Below are 14,620 nucleotides of genomic sequence, written 5' to 3' on the forward strand. Positions count from 1 at the left end.
TAACAAAATCAATGCCTACCAGGCATCCTGTTATTGCGAACAGACGTCGCACTCTTGTTTCATGCTGGCACCGCGCCCTGGAGAGACGCATGCCCAATTTGTTTCCGGTATGTCACCGGAATATTTTCTGTCAAAGATCAACCATTGTTCTGATTGAGCCATTTTCAGGGAGAGTCCTCTCCTGACTCGAACCGGGTGGATCCATCCAACTAGAAAAACGCAGACAATCAACCTGCTTATTCACGCGCTATCAAAGGACCGAACGAAAACGCATCCATGCTGGGAGGTTTATCACTCCCGGATGCTGACACCTCGGTCGATTCTCTGCGAGCGCTGGAGAAATTCGCGGGGTCTTCATGCAAGACTTCTATGAATTTTGACACCATATCAGGTGTCGTTTTCTGTTTTCTCTGAATGATCCCGATCGGACGGGACCACTCGACTTCTTCCAGACGCACCACTTTCAGCGACTGATCATGAACTTCCTTTGTGACGGTCGGCAAAGGCAGAACTGAAATGCCTGCCCCGGCTTCGACGGCCCGTTTCATATTTTCGATGTTATCAAATTCATGGATCACCTGGACGTGGACGCCGGCTTTTCGCAGCCAGCGATCGATCTTTTGTCGAACGACTAATTCCGATGTGAAAGCCACAAACGGTTCATCTTCGATGGCGCTGACCGAACAGCTCGCGCGTTCCGCCAGGGGGTGACCGGGATAAACGACCAGTACCATCGGCTGTTCCTGCCAGAGGATACTCGTCAGGTCTTTCTCTTCCTTAGGGAAGGAAACCAGTCCCAGATCGGCCTGATTTTCGCAGATTCGCTGATAGACTTCATCGGGATGCAGATAATCAAGGGTCACCATGACGTCCGGATAGAGCTGCTGAAAATGCTCGACATAGTCATGCATCTGAGCCAGTCCGACCGAATAGATGGCGGCAATCCGCACGCGACTGCGTGTCTGGCCGACGGCCCGGCGGACCTGCTCTTCGACCTGTTCAAACGACTTCAGCAACTGCTGACATCCATCAAAATAAATGGCACCGGCGGGTGTCAGTTCAAAAGGTCGCTTGGAGCGATCGATCAACTGGGCTCCCAGACGCTTCTCTAATGCATGCACCGCCTGGCTGGCTGCAGACTGAGACACACGACGAACCTCAGCAGCTTTGGAGAAGCTGCCTTGCACGACGACATCACAGAAAAGTTCAGCATTACGCAGATGCATGGAAGTGAAACCTGTCCTATTTATAAGGAATACTAATAATAGCCGGTCTGCAGTATTTAAAATTCGAATACGGAACAGTGTAGGGTTCAAAGAGTCATGAAGTCAAGCGTTCGACTTTCTGAAAAACGTTGCCCTGCGACTTAGGAAAAACACATTACACGTAAGTCTTTAATAAAAAGACACTTATAACAAATAGACTACACACGCACTGCAAACAAAATAGCTCACCCCCTCGATAGCTGCCTGAGAAACTTCTCCTGATCTCCCTGAATTGAACCCCCAAAATTGGAATTCGTTTCATCCTGACACTTATATTTCACGTTGGTTCTATTCAAATTACTTATAGTAGCAAGAAATACAGGCATCACGCTGATTCTGATCTATGTTTAGCTGTACATGCTCTGTTGGTCTCATCGCTGCCTGCTAGTGGAGTGTCATTTTAAAATTTGGGTTAATAGATATCACGAGAGTGCGACAACGGAGCACGTAAACAACACCCCCAACCCTCAATTTGTAGCTTGACAACGCACTAGAGCGCGTCACAGATAACTATAGCGTCTCTCAATCTATGATACTCGGTCCCAATGGCCCTGGAGACGCGACAGTAAAACGGGACACAGACTGAAATCAAATCTGAGCCGGGAATCACTATTCACATGTTACTTAATTCAGAAATCTGAAGTGACTAATGGGCTGTAAACCTACTCAACTTAATCAAGCAGAGATATGATCATGCTTCTCGACTGTAAAGGAATGCAGCAACACATGCTTACACATCCAATTTTCTCTCACTCAAAGGAAATCTCATGAAGAAACTGACCAAGCTGTTTGCCTTTATAATAATAGTCGGCACCCTTCCCCTGCTCTCCGGGTGTGGTTCCTCAGCCCAACAGGCCGGTCCACCAGAGGGGCCTGCTGGATCGATGCAGTACCTGATACAGGGCGTTGCTGATCAGAAAATGGAAGTCGTCTGGGAATTTCTTCCTGCCAGTTACCAGAGTGATGTCAACGGCCTCGCACATCAGTTTGCGGATAAAATGGATCCGGAAATTTACAATGAGATGTTCGCCATCGCTCAAAGACTGGGCAAACTGCTGCAGGACAAAAAAGAATTCATTCTCAAAAACGAAATGCTTGAGAGCCCTAAGACCTCACCGGAAGAAGTCGCAAAATACTATGATCCCAGTGTCGATATTTTGATTACCCTGGCCAACAGCGATCTGTCTACCCTGGAGAAACTGAAGACCTTTGATGGCGGACAATTCCTCGCCAACAGCGGATCCAAAATCGCCAAAGATTTTAACACTATCTCTGACCTGATGCCTGCAGAAGAGGGCAAGCTCGGCTTCTATGAAAAGCTGAAGCAGGCCAAAGTCACGGTTGTCTCCGAAGAAGGAGATCAGGCCACTGTCAAAATTGAAGTTCCGGGTGAAAAAACCAAGGAAGAGGTCATGGTCAAAGTGGAAGACAAATGGATTCCCCAGACCCTGGCCAAAAACTGGAAATCCAAAATCGAAAGCGCGAAACAAAGCCTGGACAAGTTAAAGCCGGAGGAAATTACCTCGAAAAAAGACCAGGCTCTGGCGGGATTCAAGCGGTTGAACGCAACTCTGGCCCAGTTAGAAAATGCGAAAACGGAAAAAGAATTCAATGAACAGTTCACCAATCAGGTCAGACCATTGGCCCAAATGGCACCAATGCTCATGATGCTGGGAGCTGCAGCCGTTATGGAACAGGGCTTCTCCGAAGCAGCTGCCGCCCGAGGAGGAGTCATGGCAGACAGCCCCGGCGAAGCCAAACCGATTAATCCCAACACGATGATCAGCATCGTTATCAACAAAAAGCTCTCTCCAGGCGAACAGGATCCGATCATTGATGAAATCCTGCAGTCAGCCAACGATACCGAGTCCCTGCAGGTGATTCCGACTGTCGATGGAGAGATCACCACCTTCAAGGTTTACCCGATCGAAGATATCGAAGCATATTCGAAGAAGATCAAGTTCGGTAAGCCGTCCAAGGTCGATTCTAAAACACGGTCGATCACAGTGGAACTTGATGAATAAAGTTTGAATCTCAAACCGAAAAACGAAAAAGGCCACTTCCTGTGAACAAAGGAAGTGGCCTTAAGTTTTGCTGGTTTGCGCAGCAATCAATTGTCTTTCAGGGAAGGATCAGGCAGCTTCAGACAGATCTTCATTGTCTTCGCCGCAGGCTTCCACTTCGGAATCCAACTCTTCTTCGCCTTCCTCATATACGAGATAGTAAATCTCGTTCATCGCTTCTTCCAGATAAGAGCGAATGTTTTCGCTATCGGTTGATTCGATCAGTGCTTCCAGTCGTGCGACAACACGGTCGACTTCTTCACTGGTGATCTCTTCATATTCTTCCTGGTTGTTTTCTTCTGACATCGTTACCTCCATGTCTTGTGTTTGACTACAATAAGCAGGAAAAGCACGAAATTACTTATCGGTTTTCCGGGCTTAAAGCATTAGCACGGCCCTGTGCAAAAATTACCAGGCGAAACTGCAGAACATCCATTTCTGAATTTCGCCTTCCGGATCCATTTTCAACTGACTCTGTCGGAAAAAGAACGACTATTTTTTCTTCTTTTTCGAATCTTTCTTTGCGGTGGTTTTCTTTTTGGCTTTCTTCTTTTTCTTCTCTTTATTGACGGTTTTCTCACCAAAAATGCGGTCCCATCCGCTAGAGAAATCTTCGGTTGAACCTGTGTGGACCGTATAACCCGTCACTTGTACTCCCTCCTCATTAAAAAAACACTGCGAAACTGAATTGATCACAGGATAAATTATTTATGAAAGCAGATTTTGTAGCAAGGCTGAAATTGCCCGACTGCCCTCCAATTCCCTGTTTTCAGACGAAATAACTCCCCAGCAACCGCCCCTTGAAAAGCAGGTTTCCGACATGAATCCAACCCGAAAAATACCCTGTTATGCCGTCATTTTCACTTCGACTCTCTCAGACTCTCACGAGGGGTATCACGTCATGTCAGACCGTATGCTGGAACTGGCAGCCCAGCAACCAGCTTACCTCGGCATAGAGTCTTTCCGTTCACCGGCGAAAAAAGGAGTTGCCATCTCCTACTGGGAGGATCTGGATGCCATCCAGGCCTGGAAACAGAATCCCGAACATCAATCAACACAAGTACTTGGGAAGAAACAATGGTGTCAGAATTATTCGATTGAAATTGCCCGGATCGAGGCCGGTACCCACTTCGAACGGCCCTGAACCTCCCCTTCACTCTTTCTTTTTTGATTCCGGTTTGGGGTCGGCTTTCCCGGCGGCCTTTTTCTTTTCTTCCTGCAGCTTCTGCATTTCGTTCTTCGACTTTTTCGATTTTTCCAGCTGGAAATAAGATTTGCTGATCGTCCGGGGAAACTCATTGTTGGACAGTTGAGTATCCGCTGTCTCCCGATGTGGATCCAATGTGAGACTTTTCAGAGGTTTCTCCGTTAAGATCAGCTTGGAAATACTTTTGTTATTCAGCCGCCAGATTTCTGCAGGAATCCGCAGCATCTCTGAGCTGTCATCATCAAAGGTCAGTTTCAGGATCACCGGCATCACCAGCCCTCCCTGATTTTTGAGATCGATGAGATAAAAGTATTTCTGTGTTTCCAGGAGTTTTTTCTCATCCGCCTTCAGTGCTTTGAGCTGATCCTCAAATTTCTTTCGATCCGCGTCGGTCACGTCCAGATCGTCAAACTCGTTGTAGAAGTCCTTGAGCTCCGGAAAATTGTCAGTGCGTTTTGGCAGACTTTTATTGCGGATATCAGACAGGGACTCCGGTTCTTCCTCCCGCTCTTTTTTGCGGCGGACTTTATCCACATAGGGGTCTCCGGTCTCCAGCAGATACTGCCTGACATTCTCCACTGCCAGATCGGTGTGATCGGTGGTATAGAACCAGCCGCGCCAGAACCAGTCCAGATCGACACCTGAGGCATCTTCCATCGTGCGGAAAAAATCAGCAGGTGTCGGGCGTTTGAACATCCAGCGTCGGGAATATTCCTTGAAGGCATAATCAAACAGTTCCCGTCCGAGGACCGTTTCCCGCAGTACATTCAAGGCAGTCGCCGGCTTGGCGTAGGCGTTATTGCCAAACTGCAGAATCGATTCCGAGTTGGTCATAATGGGAACCTGATAGTCCCCCTTCATGTAACCCACGATGTCCCGGGGCTCTCCCCGCCGCGAAGGATAATCGGGCTCCCATTCCTGTTCCGTTAAAAACTGCAGGAACGTGGTAATCCCTTCATCCATCCAGGTCCACTGGCGTTCGTCACTGTTAACAATCATCGGAAAGTAATTATGGCCCACTTCGTGAATGATCACGGAAATCAAACCATACTTGGTCCGTTTGGAATAGGTCCCGTCCTTTTCCGGTCGAGGGCCGTTAAAGCAGATCATCGGATATTCCATGCCGCCCACCGGACCATTGACTGAAATCGCAACCGGGTAGGGATAAGGAAAGGTGTACTTCGAGAAGACATCCAGGGTATGAATGATGGCATGCGTGGAATACCTGCTCCAGAGAGGCTCCCCCTCATTCGGGTAATACGACATCGCCATCACCGGTTTCTCTTTCCCTTTTAGCTCATGTCCCTGGGCATCCCAGATGAATTTCCGGGAACTGGCAAAGGCAAAGTCACGGACGAACGGCGCCATGAAGACCCAGGTCTTTTTTTCTTTCGAACGGGACGCTTCATTTTTCTTTGCTTCTTCCGGCGTGATGATAAACATCGGTTTCTTCGCCGTTTTAGCCTGTTCCAATCGTTCCCGCTGTGTTTCAGTCAGGACTTTTTTCGGGTTCTGCAATTCCCCCGTCGCTGCCACAACGTGATCGGCGGGTGCCGTAATCTTGACCAGAAAAGACCCGAATTCCAGCGTAAATTCACCCCGTCCCAGAAACTGCTTGTGCTGCCAGCCGGTATTATCCGTGTAGGCCGCCATGCGCGGGTACCAGTGGGCAATCTCGTACAGAAAGTTCTTATCTTCCTCGAAATACTCGTAGCCGGTTCGCGCGGGGCGACTTTGGGAATCATTGATCAGATAACTCCAGTCCACCGAAAACGTCATACTCTGACCACTGCTCAACGACCCGTTCAAATCAATACGCATCATCGTTTTGATGATCTGAAAAGGCAGAGGATCTCCCCGTTCATCCCGGACTGCCGAGATCTTCATTCTGCCGTCAAACGTCTCTTTCGCCATCAGTTGCTGCATCGTTTTATAACCGACTTTTCCCAGATGAGAGCTGGTATCGGTCAGATGCGCGTCAGAGTCAAACGACAGGATATTGGTATCCAGCTGCATCCAGAGATAATTCAACTTGTCGGGTGACTTATTGGTGTAAGTGACTTTTTCCGTCCCGATAATCTTCTGCAGCTTGTCATCCAGTTCGACATCGATTTCGTAATCGACTTCCTGCTGCCAGTATTTTCCTCCCGGTGCGCCGGAAGCCGTACGAAACTCATTCGGGGTCGGCAGCGCTTCTTCCAGTTGACGAAATTTATCTTCCTGTTTGAACTTGTCATTACTGACGACCTGGGCCTGCAGCAGGGAGGTTGAACACAAAAACAGAGCCAGACACAACAGACTCAGGAGGGCCTTTTCGTGAGAACGGAGCACGCTGATTTTCATGAGGTTCATCAAAGTTCGTTTCTGTTGAGGACACGAGAAGAGAGGCGAGCAGTTTTTAAAACAGGTTCAGAAACCCATTTTAACCGCTAAAACAAGTCAGATTGCAAGTCATTTCGAGCCTGCGGGAAGGAGTTTCCCTGGATGTCTTACGCAAAAAACGGGAAATCAGTGAGTCAGAATTGACAGGATTCCTTCCCAGGGCTGCATATACGTCAGGAACGGCAGTCCATCTACGGTCGGTTCCCGCTGTTTTGTAATCCCATCGACGGCGTGGGCTTCCTGAACCATAAATTCGAGGACTTTCAACTGCTCATCCCGCTGCCAGTCAAACAGAACTTCTGTCTGATCATGTAATAACGCGACCGCAGCCGCCAGCGCGCCAGCCCCCCAGTTACTGGTTCCCGCGACAATATTCCAGTCAGTTGCGATACGGCAGGGAATCAGGCCGGAAAATTCGGAAGCAATGCGCCGGTCCAGTTCTTCCCAGGTGATGGCCCCCATTCCGATTTCATTTCCACCATCGCCGATGCCAATGGTAATCGCTGCCGGAAAAAACTCAGACAGCCGCTCAAACAACTGATGCAGGGGCGCCGTAAAAGAATCGATGATTTCCCCACGCATATTGTGACAGCGGTCAAAATGCACTTCCGGTACACGCTGTTGAAACGCGCCGATATCGGCACCACGACCAGAAGCCTGAGACAGCCAGGAATCCGTTGTATGGCTCGGCCCGACCCGCTCGATCGAAATCAGATGACTGATTTTCTGTCGACTGAAAAATGATTCGACCCAGCCCGGCTGGTCCGGATCCAGTACCACGAGCCGGGAACGTGAATAACCAGAGGCATCAACGGTCGCCTTCAGTACGGGGGCACACAACGCATCAGTGACCACCAATGTTTCAATGCCACAGGCTTCCAGAATCAGAGCCAGCAGAACGGCACCAGGAGGCCCATCTGTTTCCGCAGCGGGAATGGGGGCACCCGGTACATAAAACCCTGTGATAATCACAACTTGCGATGCACCAGCTTGAACAGCATGGGCGGCTTGCAGCAGATGGTCCTGACAGAGTGGCCCAAATTGGCTTTCGGAATCAATCAGCCCCCGTTTTCCCGGATCCCTGCGAATCAGCCGGTCGAATTCCCGGATCATGTCTGTTTGTGAGGTGCCCATTCAAGCCTGTATGCACTGGAGCTGTAAAAACAGAGAGTTCGCCTGTCTGGTCACAGTTTACTCAGGATTGTCCTGAAACGACAGCCTCTACTGATTGAAAAAGAGAGTCAAAGAAAATACGATATTATTAAGTGTGATTCCCGCGATTGGGACCTCACCGAGGATGACCTTCCTGCTTGTGAGAAAAGGCTTTCTAAAGGGAAACGCTGGTTGTCAGAACGCCTGAGCATTGCCAGAATTACTGAAGTATTCAGGCTGTTAAGCCTCCCACCCCGCACAAGCAAACCTGTCAGAAAACGATTGCAGACATGAACAGATCAATCTCAGTATTTTTCTCGTGAGTTGAAATATCCGCGTCAGTGCATCGCTTGAGGCATATGGAAAATGAAAACCCCCGGGTTCACTTCAGTTTCCCGGGGAGAGCGGACTCGACAGACTGCGATCGATCAACTGTCAGAATATGTATAAAGTGAGGATTCACTTCCGTGAGATTTGGGTATCGTCATTTCATTTTGTTGCTGTTATTCCCGGTGTTGACCATCGCGGGGTGTGAACAGCCCAAGGTCGAGTTTATCTTCTCAGAGAAGACCAATGAACTCATGCCTGCCGCCGCCAAACCCGTGAAAGAAGCGCTGGTCAGAGAGTTCGGTAATCCACTGGCTCTCACTCAGTTTGAAGGCCTGCCTACAAAATTCGGTGATGTGGAAGGCAAGGTCAAATCAGTCGAAGCCACCGGAGCCGAGGCACCACTGATCCGCTTTCAGGCCACCGGCCTGGAAAACGTATATGACAAACTTCAGGGGCTGCCTCTGGAGTGGACCTCCGGTAAAGCCCAGGGACAGGTTTCACGCATCAAAGAATACAACTTTGAGACAGGTATGATCGCTGTGGAAAAAGCAGCAGACATCGCCCCTCAGCCCGGCGATACCTTCCTGGTCGAATGTACGCGGCTGCAGTTTGGTCGCGATCTTTACAATCGTCACTGCATGCACTGTCACGGTATGTCGGGAGAAGGCACTGGCCCGACGTCCCGCTATCTGAATCCTCCCCCACGCGATTTCCGTTTGGGCATTTACAAGTACACGTCCACCAAATCGACTGACAAAGCGCAGGTACAGGATCTGGAACGAACGGTAAAAGAAGGCATCGCGGGGACGTACATGCCTTCCTTCAAACTGCTGACCGAAGACGAAGTCTCTGCCATTGTCAACTATGTCATCTGGCTCTCCATTCGTGGTGAAACGGAAAAGAAACTGGTCGACGAACTGTTCCTCGATTTTTCCAAAGAGACCTTTGCCGAACGGACCAGCGAAGCGGGAGGCGAAACGCCGGAAGAAATCGATGAAGAACTCAAAGAGTACATGGAACTGGACTTTCCGGATACACTTGATTTCGCCACATCCAGCGTTGCGGAAGCCTGGGAAGAAGCAAATCGGGAAGAGGCACTGGTAATCCCTGAGTCTCCCCGCGTGCCTGACTCCCCGGAATCCCGCGAACGGGGGCGTCAACTGTACCTCAGCAATAAAACCAAGTGTGCCACCTGTCATGGTCCCCAGGGACGCGGCAACGGGTCTGCCACGCATGACTTCTGGACCAACCCGGTTACCAATACAAAATATCCCAATCGAGGGCTGCACGATATCTGGGGAAATCAGTTACCCCCCCGGGATCTGCACCGCGGGATTTATCGAGGCGGACGCCGGCCGATTGACATTTACCGGCGGATCTTTGCCGGCATTAAGGGAACGCCGATGCCGGCCTTTGGCTCCTCTGCTTTGACAGAAGAAGAACGCTGGGATCTGGTCAACTATGTGATGAGCCTGCCTTACAGCAGCAATTAGTCACTTCGATCCGATATGCTGAATATTTTGTTTCTGAACTCATTTAAGACAACCAATTGAATTCTCAATCAAAGACCAAACGGGAGACCTTTCGTGGGTAAAGGATGGTGTTTATTTTTTCTGTTCTGGCCTGTTGCCGCAGTCGTGTCCTGCGCGGCGGCACCTTTCATTGGCTGGTCTTTTCCCTACGACAACGCGCAAGCCGCCAGTAATCTGGGAATTCGTATCGATCACCTGTTTTATTTAATTCTGGCCATTACGGCGGCTGTCTTTATCGGGACTCAGGCGGTCCTCGTCTATGCACTCTGGCGTAGTGCCAACAATCGAGACGAACGAGCTCAGCACACACACGGCAACCATAAACTGGAACTGATCTGGAGCATCATCCCCGGTGCCATCCTGTTATTCCTGGCCCTCTACCAGATGAACCTCTGGGCGGATTTTCGCTTTAAGAATCACTACCCGGAAGCGGCCGTCAAAGATCCCCTGGCAGAAGTCACCGCTCGCCAGTTCGAATGGCGGTTCCGTTATCCTGCGATCGGGAAACAGCTCCAGCCCAAACCACAGCCCGACGATCTCTATACCGTGAATGAACTGCACGTCCCCTTCGGCAAACCGGTGCTGATCCAACTGCGCAGTGACGATGTGCAACACTCATTCTTCCTGCCTGCTTTGCGAATCAAACAGGATGCCCTGCCCGGCCTGCAGATTCCCGTCTGGTTTGAGGCAAACAAACCCGGTGTGTACGATCTGGTCTGTGCTGAACTGTGTGGCTGGGGCCATTACAAAATGAAAGCCCACGTGATTGTGGAACCCGAAGAAGAATACCAGGCATATCTGAAAAACCTGACCCAGCAGCAATCCTATGATGGGCTGGGACAAATTGCCGCCAACGAAAACGGCTCAGAGAGTGAGGCCGCTGAGAAATGAGTGTTTTGAATCCTTCACCCACCGGATTGCAACCCATTACGACTCACCAGTCGCATGAGGGTCCGGGCAACTTCATCACGAAGTATATCTTTTCAACCGACCATAAAATCATCGCGATCCAGTTTCTGTTTACCACATTACTGATGATGATTGTCGGCGGTGCGCTCGCGCTGGCGGTGCGCTGGCAACTGGCCTTCCCCTGGGAATCGATGCCGATTGTCGGACCGTGGCTGTTTGCCGCGGAAGGCGGACAGATCTCGCCTGAATTTTATACGATGCTGTTTACCATGCATGCCACCGTGATGATCTTCCTGGTCATCATCCCGATCCTGGCAGGGACTTTCGGAAACTATCTGATCCCGCTGATGATTGGTGCGGACGACATGGCATTCCCCAAACTGAACATGCTGAGTTACTGGTTCATGTGGCCTGCGATCGCCTGCTTCGGCATGAGCTTCAAGTACGCCGGTGGTCCGGCGGCAGGCTGGACCTCTTATCCCGTACTCGCCGACCTGGCGCAAGCAGCCCCTGGTTCCGGCACGGCACAGACGTTCTGGCTGCTGGGAGTCACCTTTGTCGGTTTCTCATCCATGATGGGCTCGATCAACTATATGACGACGATCATCAACATGCGTGCTCCCGGCATGACCTTCTTCCGGCTGCCTATGACCATCTGGGGTCTGTTTATCACAGCCATTCTACAGGCGTTTGCACTTCCCGTACTGACTGCCGGCGGATTCATGCAGGTAGCCGACCGCTTATTCGGAACCTGTTTCTTCTATCCTTCCGGACTGGTCATCAACAATGCGGCTGCGACGGTGGGCGGCGGACAGCCCCTGCTCTGGCAGCACCTGTTCTGGTTTTACTCACATCCTGCGGTTTACATCATGCTGCTCCCGATTATGGGCATGGTGTCCGACATGTTGAGCTGCATGTGCCGAAAACCACTGTTCGGCTATAAGCCGATGGTCTTCTCCATGTCAGCTATCGCCAGCCTCGGGTTTATCGTCTGGGGACACCACATGTTTACCAGTGGCATGAACCCTGCCGTCGGGATGGCGTTCATGGTTTCCACCATGATGATCGCGCTCCCGTCCGCAATCAAAACGTTCAACTGGACCGCAACGATCTGGGGTGGGAAGCTGGAATTCAATACGGTCACGCTGAACTGTATCGCTTTTCTTTCGATGTTTATCGTCGGCGGTCTCAGCGGAATTTTTATGGCGGCCGTCCCTGTCGACGTCTATTTTCACGATACCTACTTCATTGTCGCTCACTTCCATTACATCCTGTTCGGTGCCACCCTGTTTGGTGTTTTTGCCGGAATCCAGTTCTGGTTCCCGAAAATGTTTGGGCGGATGATGAATGAAAAGCTGGGCAAAACGCATTTCGTGCTGACCTTCATCGGTGCTAATGGCACGTTTTTCCCGATGCACTTCCTGGGAATGCAGGGCATGCCCCGCCGTTATGCTGATCCATACCTGCACGGTTACCTCGAACATCTGCTGCCAATGAACCAGTTCATGACCCTCTCGGCCATCCTGATGGGTGCTGCCCAGATCCTGCTGTTCATCAATATCTTTTACAGCATGTTCTTTGGCCCCAAAGCAGGCCGGAATCCCTGGAATGCGACGACGCTGGAGTGGGCCGCCCCCTCTCCACCGCCGCATGGTAACTTTGATTTTGTACCGATGGTCTATCACGGACCCAATGAATATGCCGTCGTGAATGGCGATAAAGATTTTCTGATGCAGACGGAACAGGAATGTCAGCCGCCCAGGAATATCACCACTTCCGATACCTCAGTCTAAGTTGAAACGTTAAACAAAAGTTATCCCTTATGAACCAGCAACAATACCATCCCTGGCTTTTCAGACTGGCCCTGGCGACCACGGTCGCGACGCTGCCGTTGATGATTATGGGCGGGCATGTCACCACCGAAGAATATGGCATGGCAGTGAAAGGCTGGCCGAGTTCTGACGGACAAAATATGTTTACGTACCCCGTATTCGGTTTACCCGCTGATAAATTTTTTGAGCATGTGCACCGTCTGCTGGGAACGCTGGTCGGTTTTTTATCCATTGTACTCGTGATTGTTGCATTTAAAGTCGAACAGATAAAGTGGATCCGAAACGTCTCGATCGCAGTCCTGGTTTGTGTAATTATTCAGGGCATTCTGGGAGGCACGCGGGTGACCGAAGACAGCAAAGGCCTGGCGATGGCACACGGCTTGTTTGCCGCCTGTGTCTTTACACTGATGGCTTTTCTGACCATGGCCACCGGCAAACGCTGGATTGAGATCGGCAACGATCCCCCTGTTTTAACGGCAGGCTATGGTCGCCGCCTGGCAATCACCGTGCCGCTGCTCGTCCTTTTTCAGTATTTCCTGGGAGGATTCCTCAGCCACTTCAAAGTCGGACTGCATCCCCATATGAGCTTTGCTATTGTGGTGTTGATCTTTGTGATCATCGAATTTCGCAGTGCTCGCAAAACAGGGATCAAATGGTTGAAACGACCGGCGATGGGTATGCTGCATCTCGGTATCTTTCAGATCATGCTCGGCATTGGCGCCTGGCTAACCCGATTTGGTCTCCCCGCTGCCGGGATCGTCGGGGAACCCGGCTCCCTGCAACAATCACTGTTCCGCACCGCGCACCTGATTACCGGAATCCTGTTCCTGATGACCACGGTCCTGTATTCGGTCCGTGTCTTTCGACTCCATCAATTAAATAAAAACAGATCGTCAGAGCAATCTCTCTCTGCTACTGATTCCTTACCGAATGCCGAAGGTAACGTTTGAAATGTCTACAACTCAACAATCCTATATCGCTGTCGAAGAATCGAAAACTGCCGCCAAACCGGTCAGTCTGGCCCGGTTAAGCGATTATCTCGAACTCATCAAACCGAGAATTTCGACGATGGCTCTGATCTCGGTGGCTTTAGGCTACACGCTGGCCAGCGCCCATTCCTGGTCGCTGCTGCCTTTGATCCATGCCCTGCTGGGAATCGGTCTGGTTGCCGTCGGCTGTAACTCGCTGAATCAGATGCTGGAAATGAAGAGTGATGCCTTGATGCCCCGCACGGCCAATCGTCCATTGCCAGCTGGTAAAATTTCATTACCCGAAGTTCTGGTATTCGGAATCGGTGCCGCGCTGACCGGTATTTTTTATCTGGCAACCATGGTCAACCTGCTGACTGCGTTTTTAGCGATGATGACTCTGGTGCTGTACGTGCTGGTTTACACCCCCCTCAAACGGGTGACCTCGCTTTGCACCACCATCGGTGCCATCCCCGGTGCCATGCCTCCCATCCTGGGCTGGACCGCAGCCGGAGGAAATCTGAATACCTCTTCCTTCACGATTTTTGCCATCATGTTCTTCTGGCAGTTCCCGCACTTCCTGGCGATTGCCTGGTTGTACCGACATCAATACCATCAGGCGGGTTTGAAAATGCTGCCAGCCCCCGATCCTGCACCACGCATGATCGGCTGGATGTGTGTGATTTATGCGGTCGCTCTGATCCCCGTCAGTCTGCTGCCTCAATATGTTTCCCTGACGGGGACATTTTACTCTGTGGTCGCGCTGGTCCTGGGAATTGGCTACCTCGCCTTCTCGATTCGTTTCCTGCGAAACGAAACACGCCAGACCGCCCGCCAGTTAATCTGGTTCTCACTGATTTATCTCCCGCTGCTGTTACTCACCCTGACCTGGGATCGACTGCAGCTGTTTAACTGATCAATCCAAGAACGCGTTTTTCAGGATTCAAAAACTGTTTGATTGCCTGCGATGTAAAGTGAAA

General features: G+C 50.7%; 12 protein-coding genes. 7 read left to right on the forward strand and 5 right to left on the reverse strand.

Annotated features, from left to right (window positions below; all coding sequences use genetic code 11):
• Window positions 1–236 precede the first annotated feature (236 nt).
• Complete coding sequence (locus Pan161_RS12520) at window positions 237–1,226, reverse strand: LysR family transcriptional regulator (protein ID WP_145227267.1); 990 nt, start codon at window positions 1,224–1,226, stop codon at window positions 237–239.
• An 806-nt stretch (window positions 1,227–2,032) separates the two neighbouring features.
• On the opposite strand from Pan161_RS12520, the gene Pan161_RS12525 reads away from it, so the two are divergent.
• Complete coding sequence (locus Pan161_RS12525) at window positions 2,033–3,289, forward strand: hypothetical protein (protein ID WP_145227269.1); 1,257 nt, start codon at window positions 2,033–2,035, stop codon at window positions 3,287–3,289.
• Between the two features lie 108 nt (window positions 3,290–3,397).
• Here Pan161_RS12525 and Pan161_RS12530 read toward each other — a convergent pair whose 3' ends face one another.
• Together Pan161_RS12530 and Pan161_RS30540 are read right to left on the reverse strand one after the other, a co-directional pair.
• Window positions 3,398–3,634 carry a hypothetical protein gene (locus Pan161_RS12530; protein WP_145227272.1) on the reverse strand — a complete coding sequence of 79 codons (237 nt, stop codon included), beginning with the start codon at window positions 3,632–3,634 and terminating at the stop codon, window positions 3,398–3,400.
• A 186-nt stretch (window positions 3,635–3,820) separates the two neighbouring features.
• Window positions 3,821–3,976 carry a hypothetical protein gene (locus Pan161_RS30540; RefSeq protein ID WP_197995849.1) on the reverse strand — a complete coding sequence of 52 codons (156 nt, stop codon included), beginning with the start codon at window positions 3,974–3,976 and terminating at the stop codon, window positions 3,821–3,823.
• Window positions 3,977–4,148: 172 nt separating this feature from the next.
• Between Pan161_RS30540 and Pan161_RS12535 the strand changes: the two genes are divergently transcribed.
• A complete protein-coding gene (locus tag Pan161_RS12535; protein ID WP_145227274.1) occupies window positions 4,149–4,472 on the forward strand; it encodes an antibiotic biosynthesis monooxygenase family protein in 324 nt (107 codons plus the stop codon).
• 9 nt (window positions 4,473–4,481) lie between these two features.
• Here the strand turns inward: Pan161_RS12535 and Pan161_RS12540 are convergent, their stop codons facing one another.
• Both Pan161_RS12540 and Pan161_RS12545 read right to left on the reverse strand, forming a co-directional pair.
• Complete coding sequence (locus Pan161_RS12540; RefSeq protein ID WP_145227276.1) at window positions 4,482–6,887, reverse strand: M1 family metallopeptidase; 2,406 nt, start codon at window positions 6,885–6,887, stop codon at window positions 4,482–4,484.
• A 156-nt stretch (window positions 6,888–7,043) separates the two neighbouring features.
• Complete coding sequence (locus tag Pan161_RS12545) at window positions 7,044–8,051, reverse strand: glutamate cyclase domain-containing protein (protein WP_145227278.1); 1,008 nt, start codon at window positions 8,049–8,051, stop codon at window positions 7,044–7,046.
• 485 nt (window positions 8,052–8,536) lie between these two features.
• On the opposite strand from Pan161_RS12545, the gene Pan161_RS12550 reads away from it, so the two are divergent.
• The 5 genes from Pan161_RS12550 to cyoE all read left to right on the forward strand — a co-directional run bounded on the left by Pan161_RS12550 (window position 8,537) and on the right by cyoE (window position 14,556).
• Entirely contained in the window at window positions 8,537–9,892 is a 1,356-nt protein-coding gene (locus Pan161_RS12550) for a c-type cytochrome (RefSeq protein ID WP_145227280.1), read from the forward strand.
• Window positions 9,893–9,985: 93 nt separating this feature from the next.
• Entirely contained in the window at window positions 9,986–10,822 is an 837-nt protein-coding gene (coxB, locus tag Pan161_RS12555) for a cytochrome c oxidase subunit II (protein ID WP_145227282.1), read from the forward strand.
• On the forward strand, window positions 10,819–12,633 hold the full coding sequence (locus Pan161_RS12560; RefSeq protein WP_145227284.1) for a cytochrome c oxidase subunit I: 1,815 nt from the start codon (window positions 10,819–10,821) through the stop codon (window positions 12,631–12,633). The genes coxB and Pan161_RS12560 overlap by 4 nt, the downstream gene beginning before the upstream one ends.
• A 29-nt stretch (window positions 12,634–12,662) precedes the next feature.
• On the forward strand, window positions 12,663–13,622 hold the full coding sequence (locus Pan161_RS12565) for a COX15/CtaA family protein (protein ID WP_145227286.1): 960 nt from the start codon (window positions 12,663–12,665) through the stop codon (window positions 13,620–13,622).
• Window position 13,623: 1 nt separating this feature from the next.
• Window positions 13,624–14,556 (forward strand): heme o synthase, encoded by a 933-nt coding sequence (cyoE, locus tag Pan161_RS12570; RefSeq protein ID WP_145227289.1) that lies wholly within the window; start codon window positions 13,624–13,626, stop codon window positions 14,554–14,556.
• Window positions 14,557–14,620: the final 64 nt, after the last annotated feature.

This window comes from Gimesia algae (assembly GCF_007746795.1).
In the GTDB taxonomy this organism is placed as follows: domain Bacteria; phylum Planctomycetota; class Planctomycetia; order Planctomycetales; family Planctomycetaceae; genus Gimesia; species Gimesia algae.

Excerpts from the sequence above, each read along its gene's own strand:
- Pan161_RS12535 (WP_145227274.1), top strand. The coding sequence starts at position 4,149 with ATGAATCCAACCCGAAAAATACCCTGTTATGCCGTCATTTTCACTTCG.
- Pan161_RS12565 (WP_145227286.1), top strand. The coding sequence starts at position 12,663 with ATGAACCAGCAACAATACCATCCCTGGCTTTTCAGACTGGCCCTGGCG.
- Pan161_RS12560 (WP_145227284.1), top strand. The coding sequence starts at position 10,819 with ATGAGTGTTTTGAATCCTTCACCCACCGGATTGCAACCCATTACGACT.
- cyoE (WP_145227289.1), top strand. The coding sequence starts at position 13,624 with ATGTCTACAACTCAACAATCCTATATCGCTGTCGAAGAATCGAAAACT.
- Pan161_RS12530 (WP_145227272.1), bottom strand. The coding sequence starts at position 3,634 with ATGTCAGAAGAAAACAACCAGGAAGAATATGAAGAGATCACCAGTGAA.
- Pan161_RS12540 (WP_145227276.1), bottom strand. The coding sequence starts at position 6,887 with ATGAACCTCATGAAAATCAGCGTGCTCCGTTCTCACGAAAAGGCCCTC.
- Pan161_RS12525 (WP_145227269.1), top strand. The coding sequence starts at position 2,033 with ATGAAGAAACTGACCAAGCTGTTTGCCTTTATAATAATAGTCGGCACC.
- Pan161_RS12520 (WP_145227267.1), bottom strand. The coding sequence starts at position 1,226 with ATGCATCTGCGTAATGCTGAACTTTTCTGTGATGTCGTCGTGCAAGGC.
- Pan161_RS12545 (WP_145227278.1), bottom strand. The coding sequence starts at position 8,051 with ATGGGCACCTCACAAACAGACATGATCCGGGAATTCGACCGGCTGATT.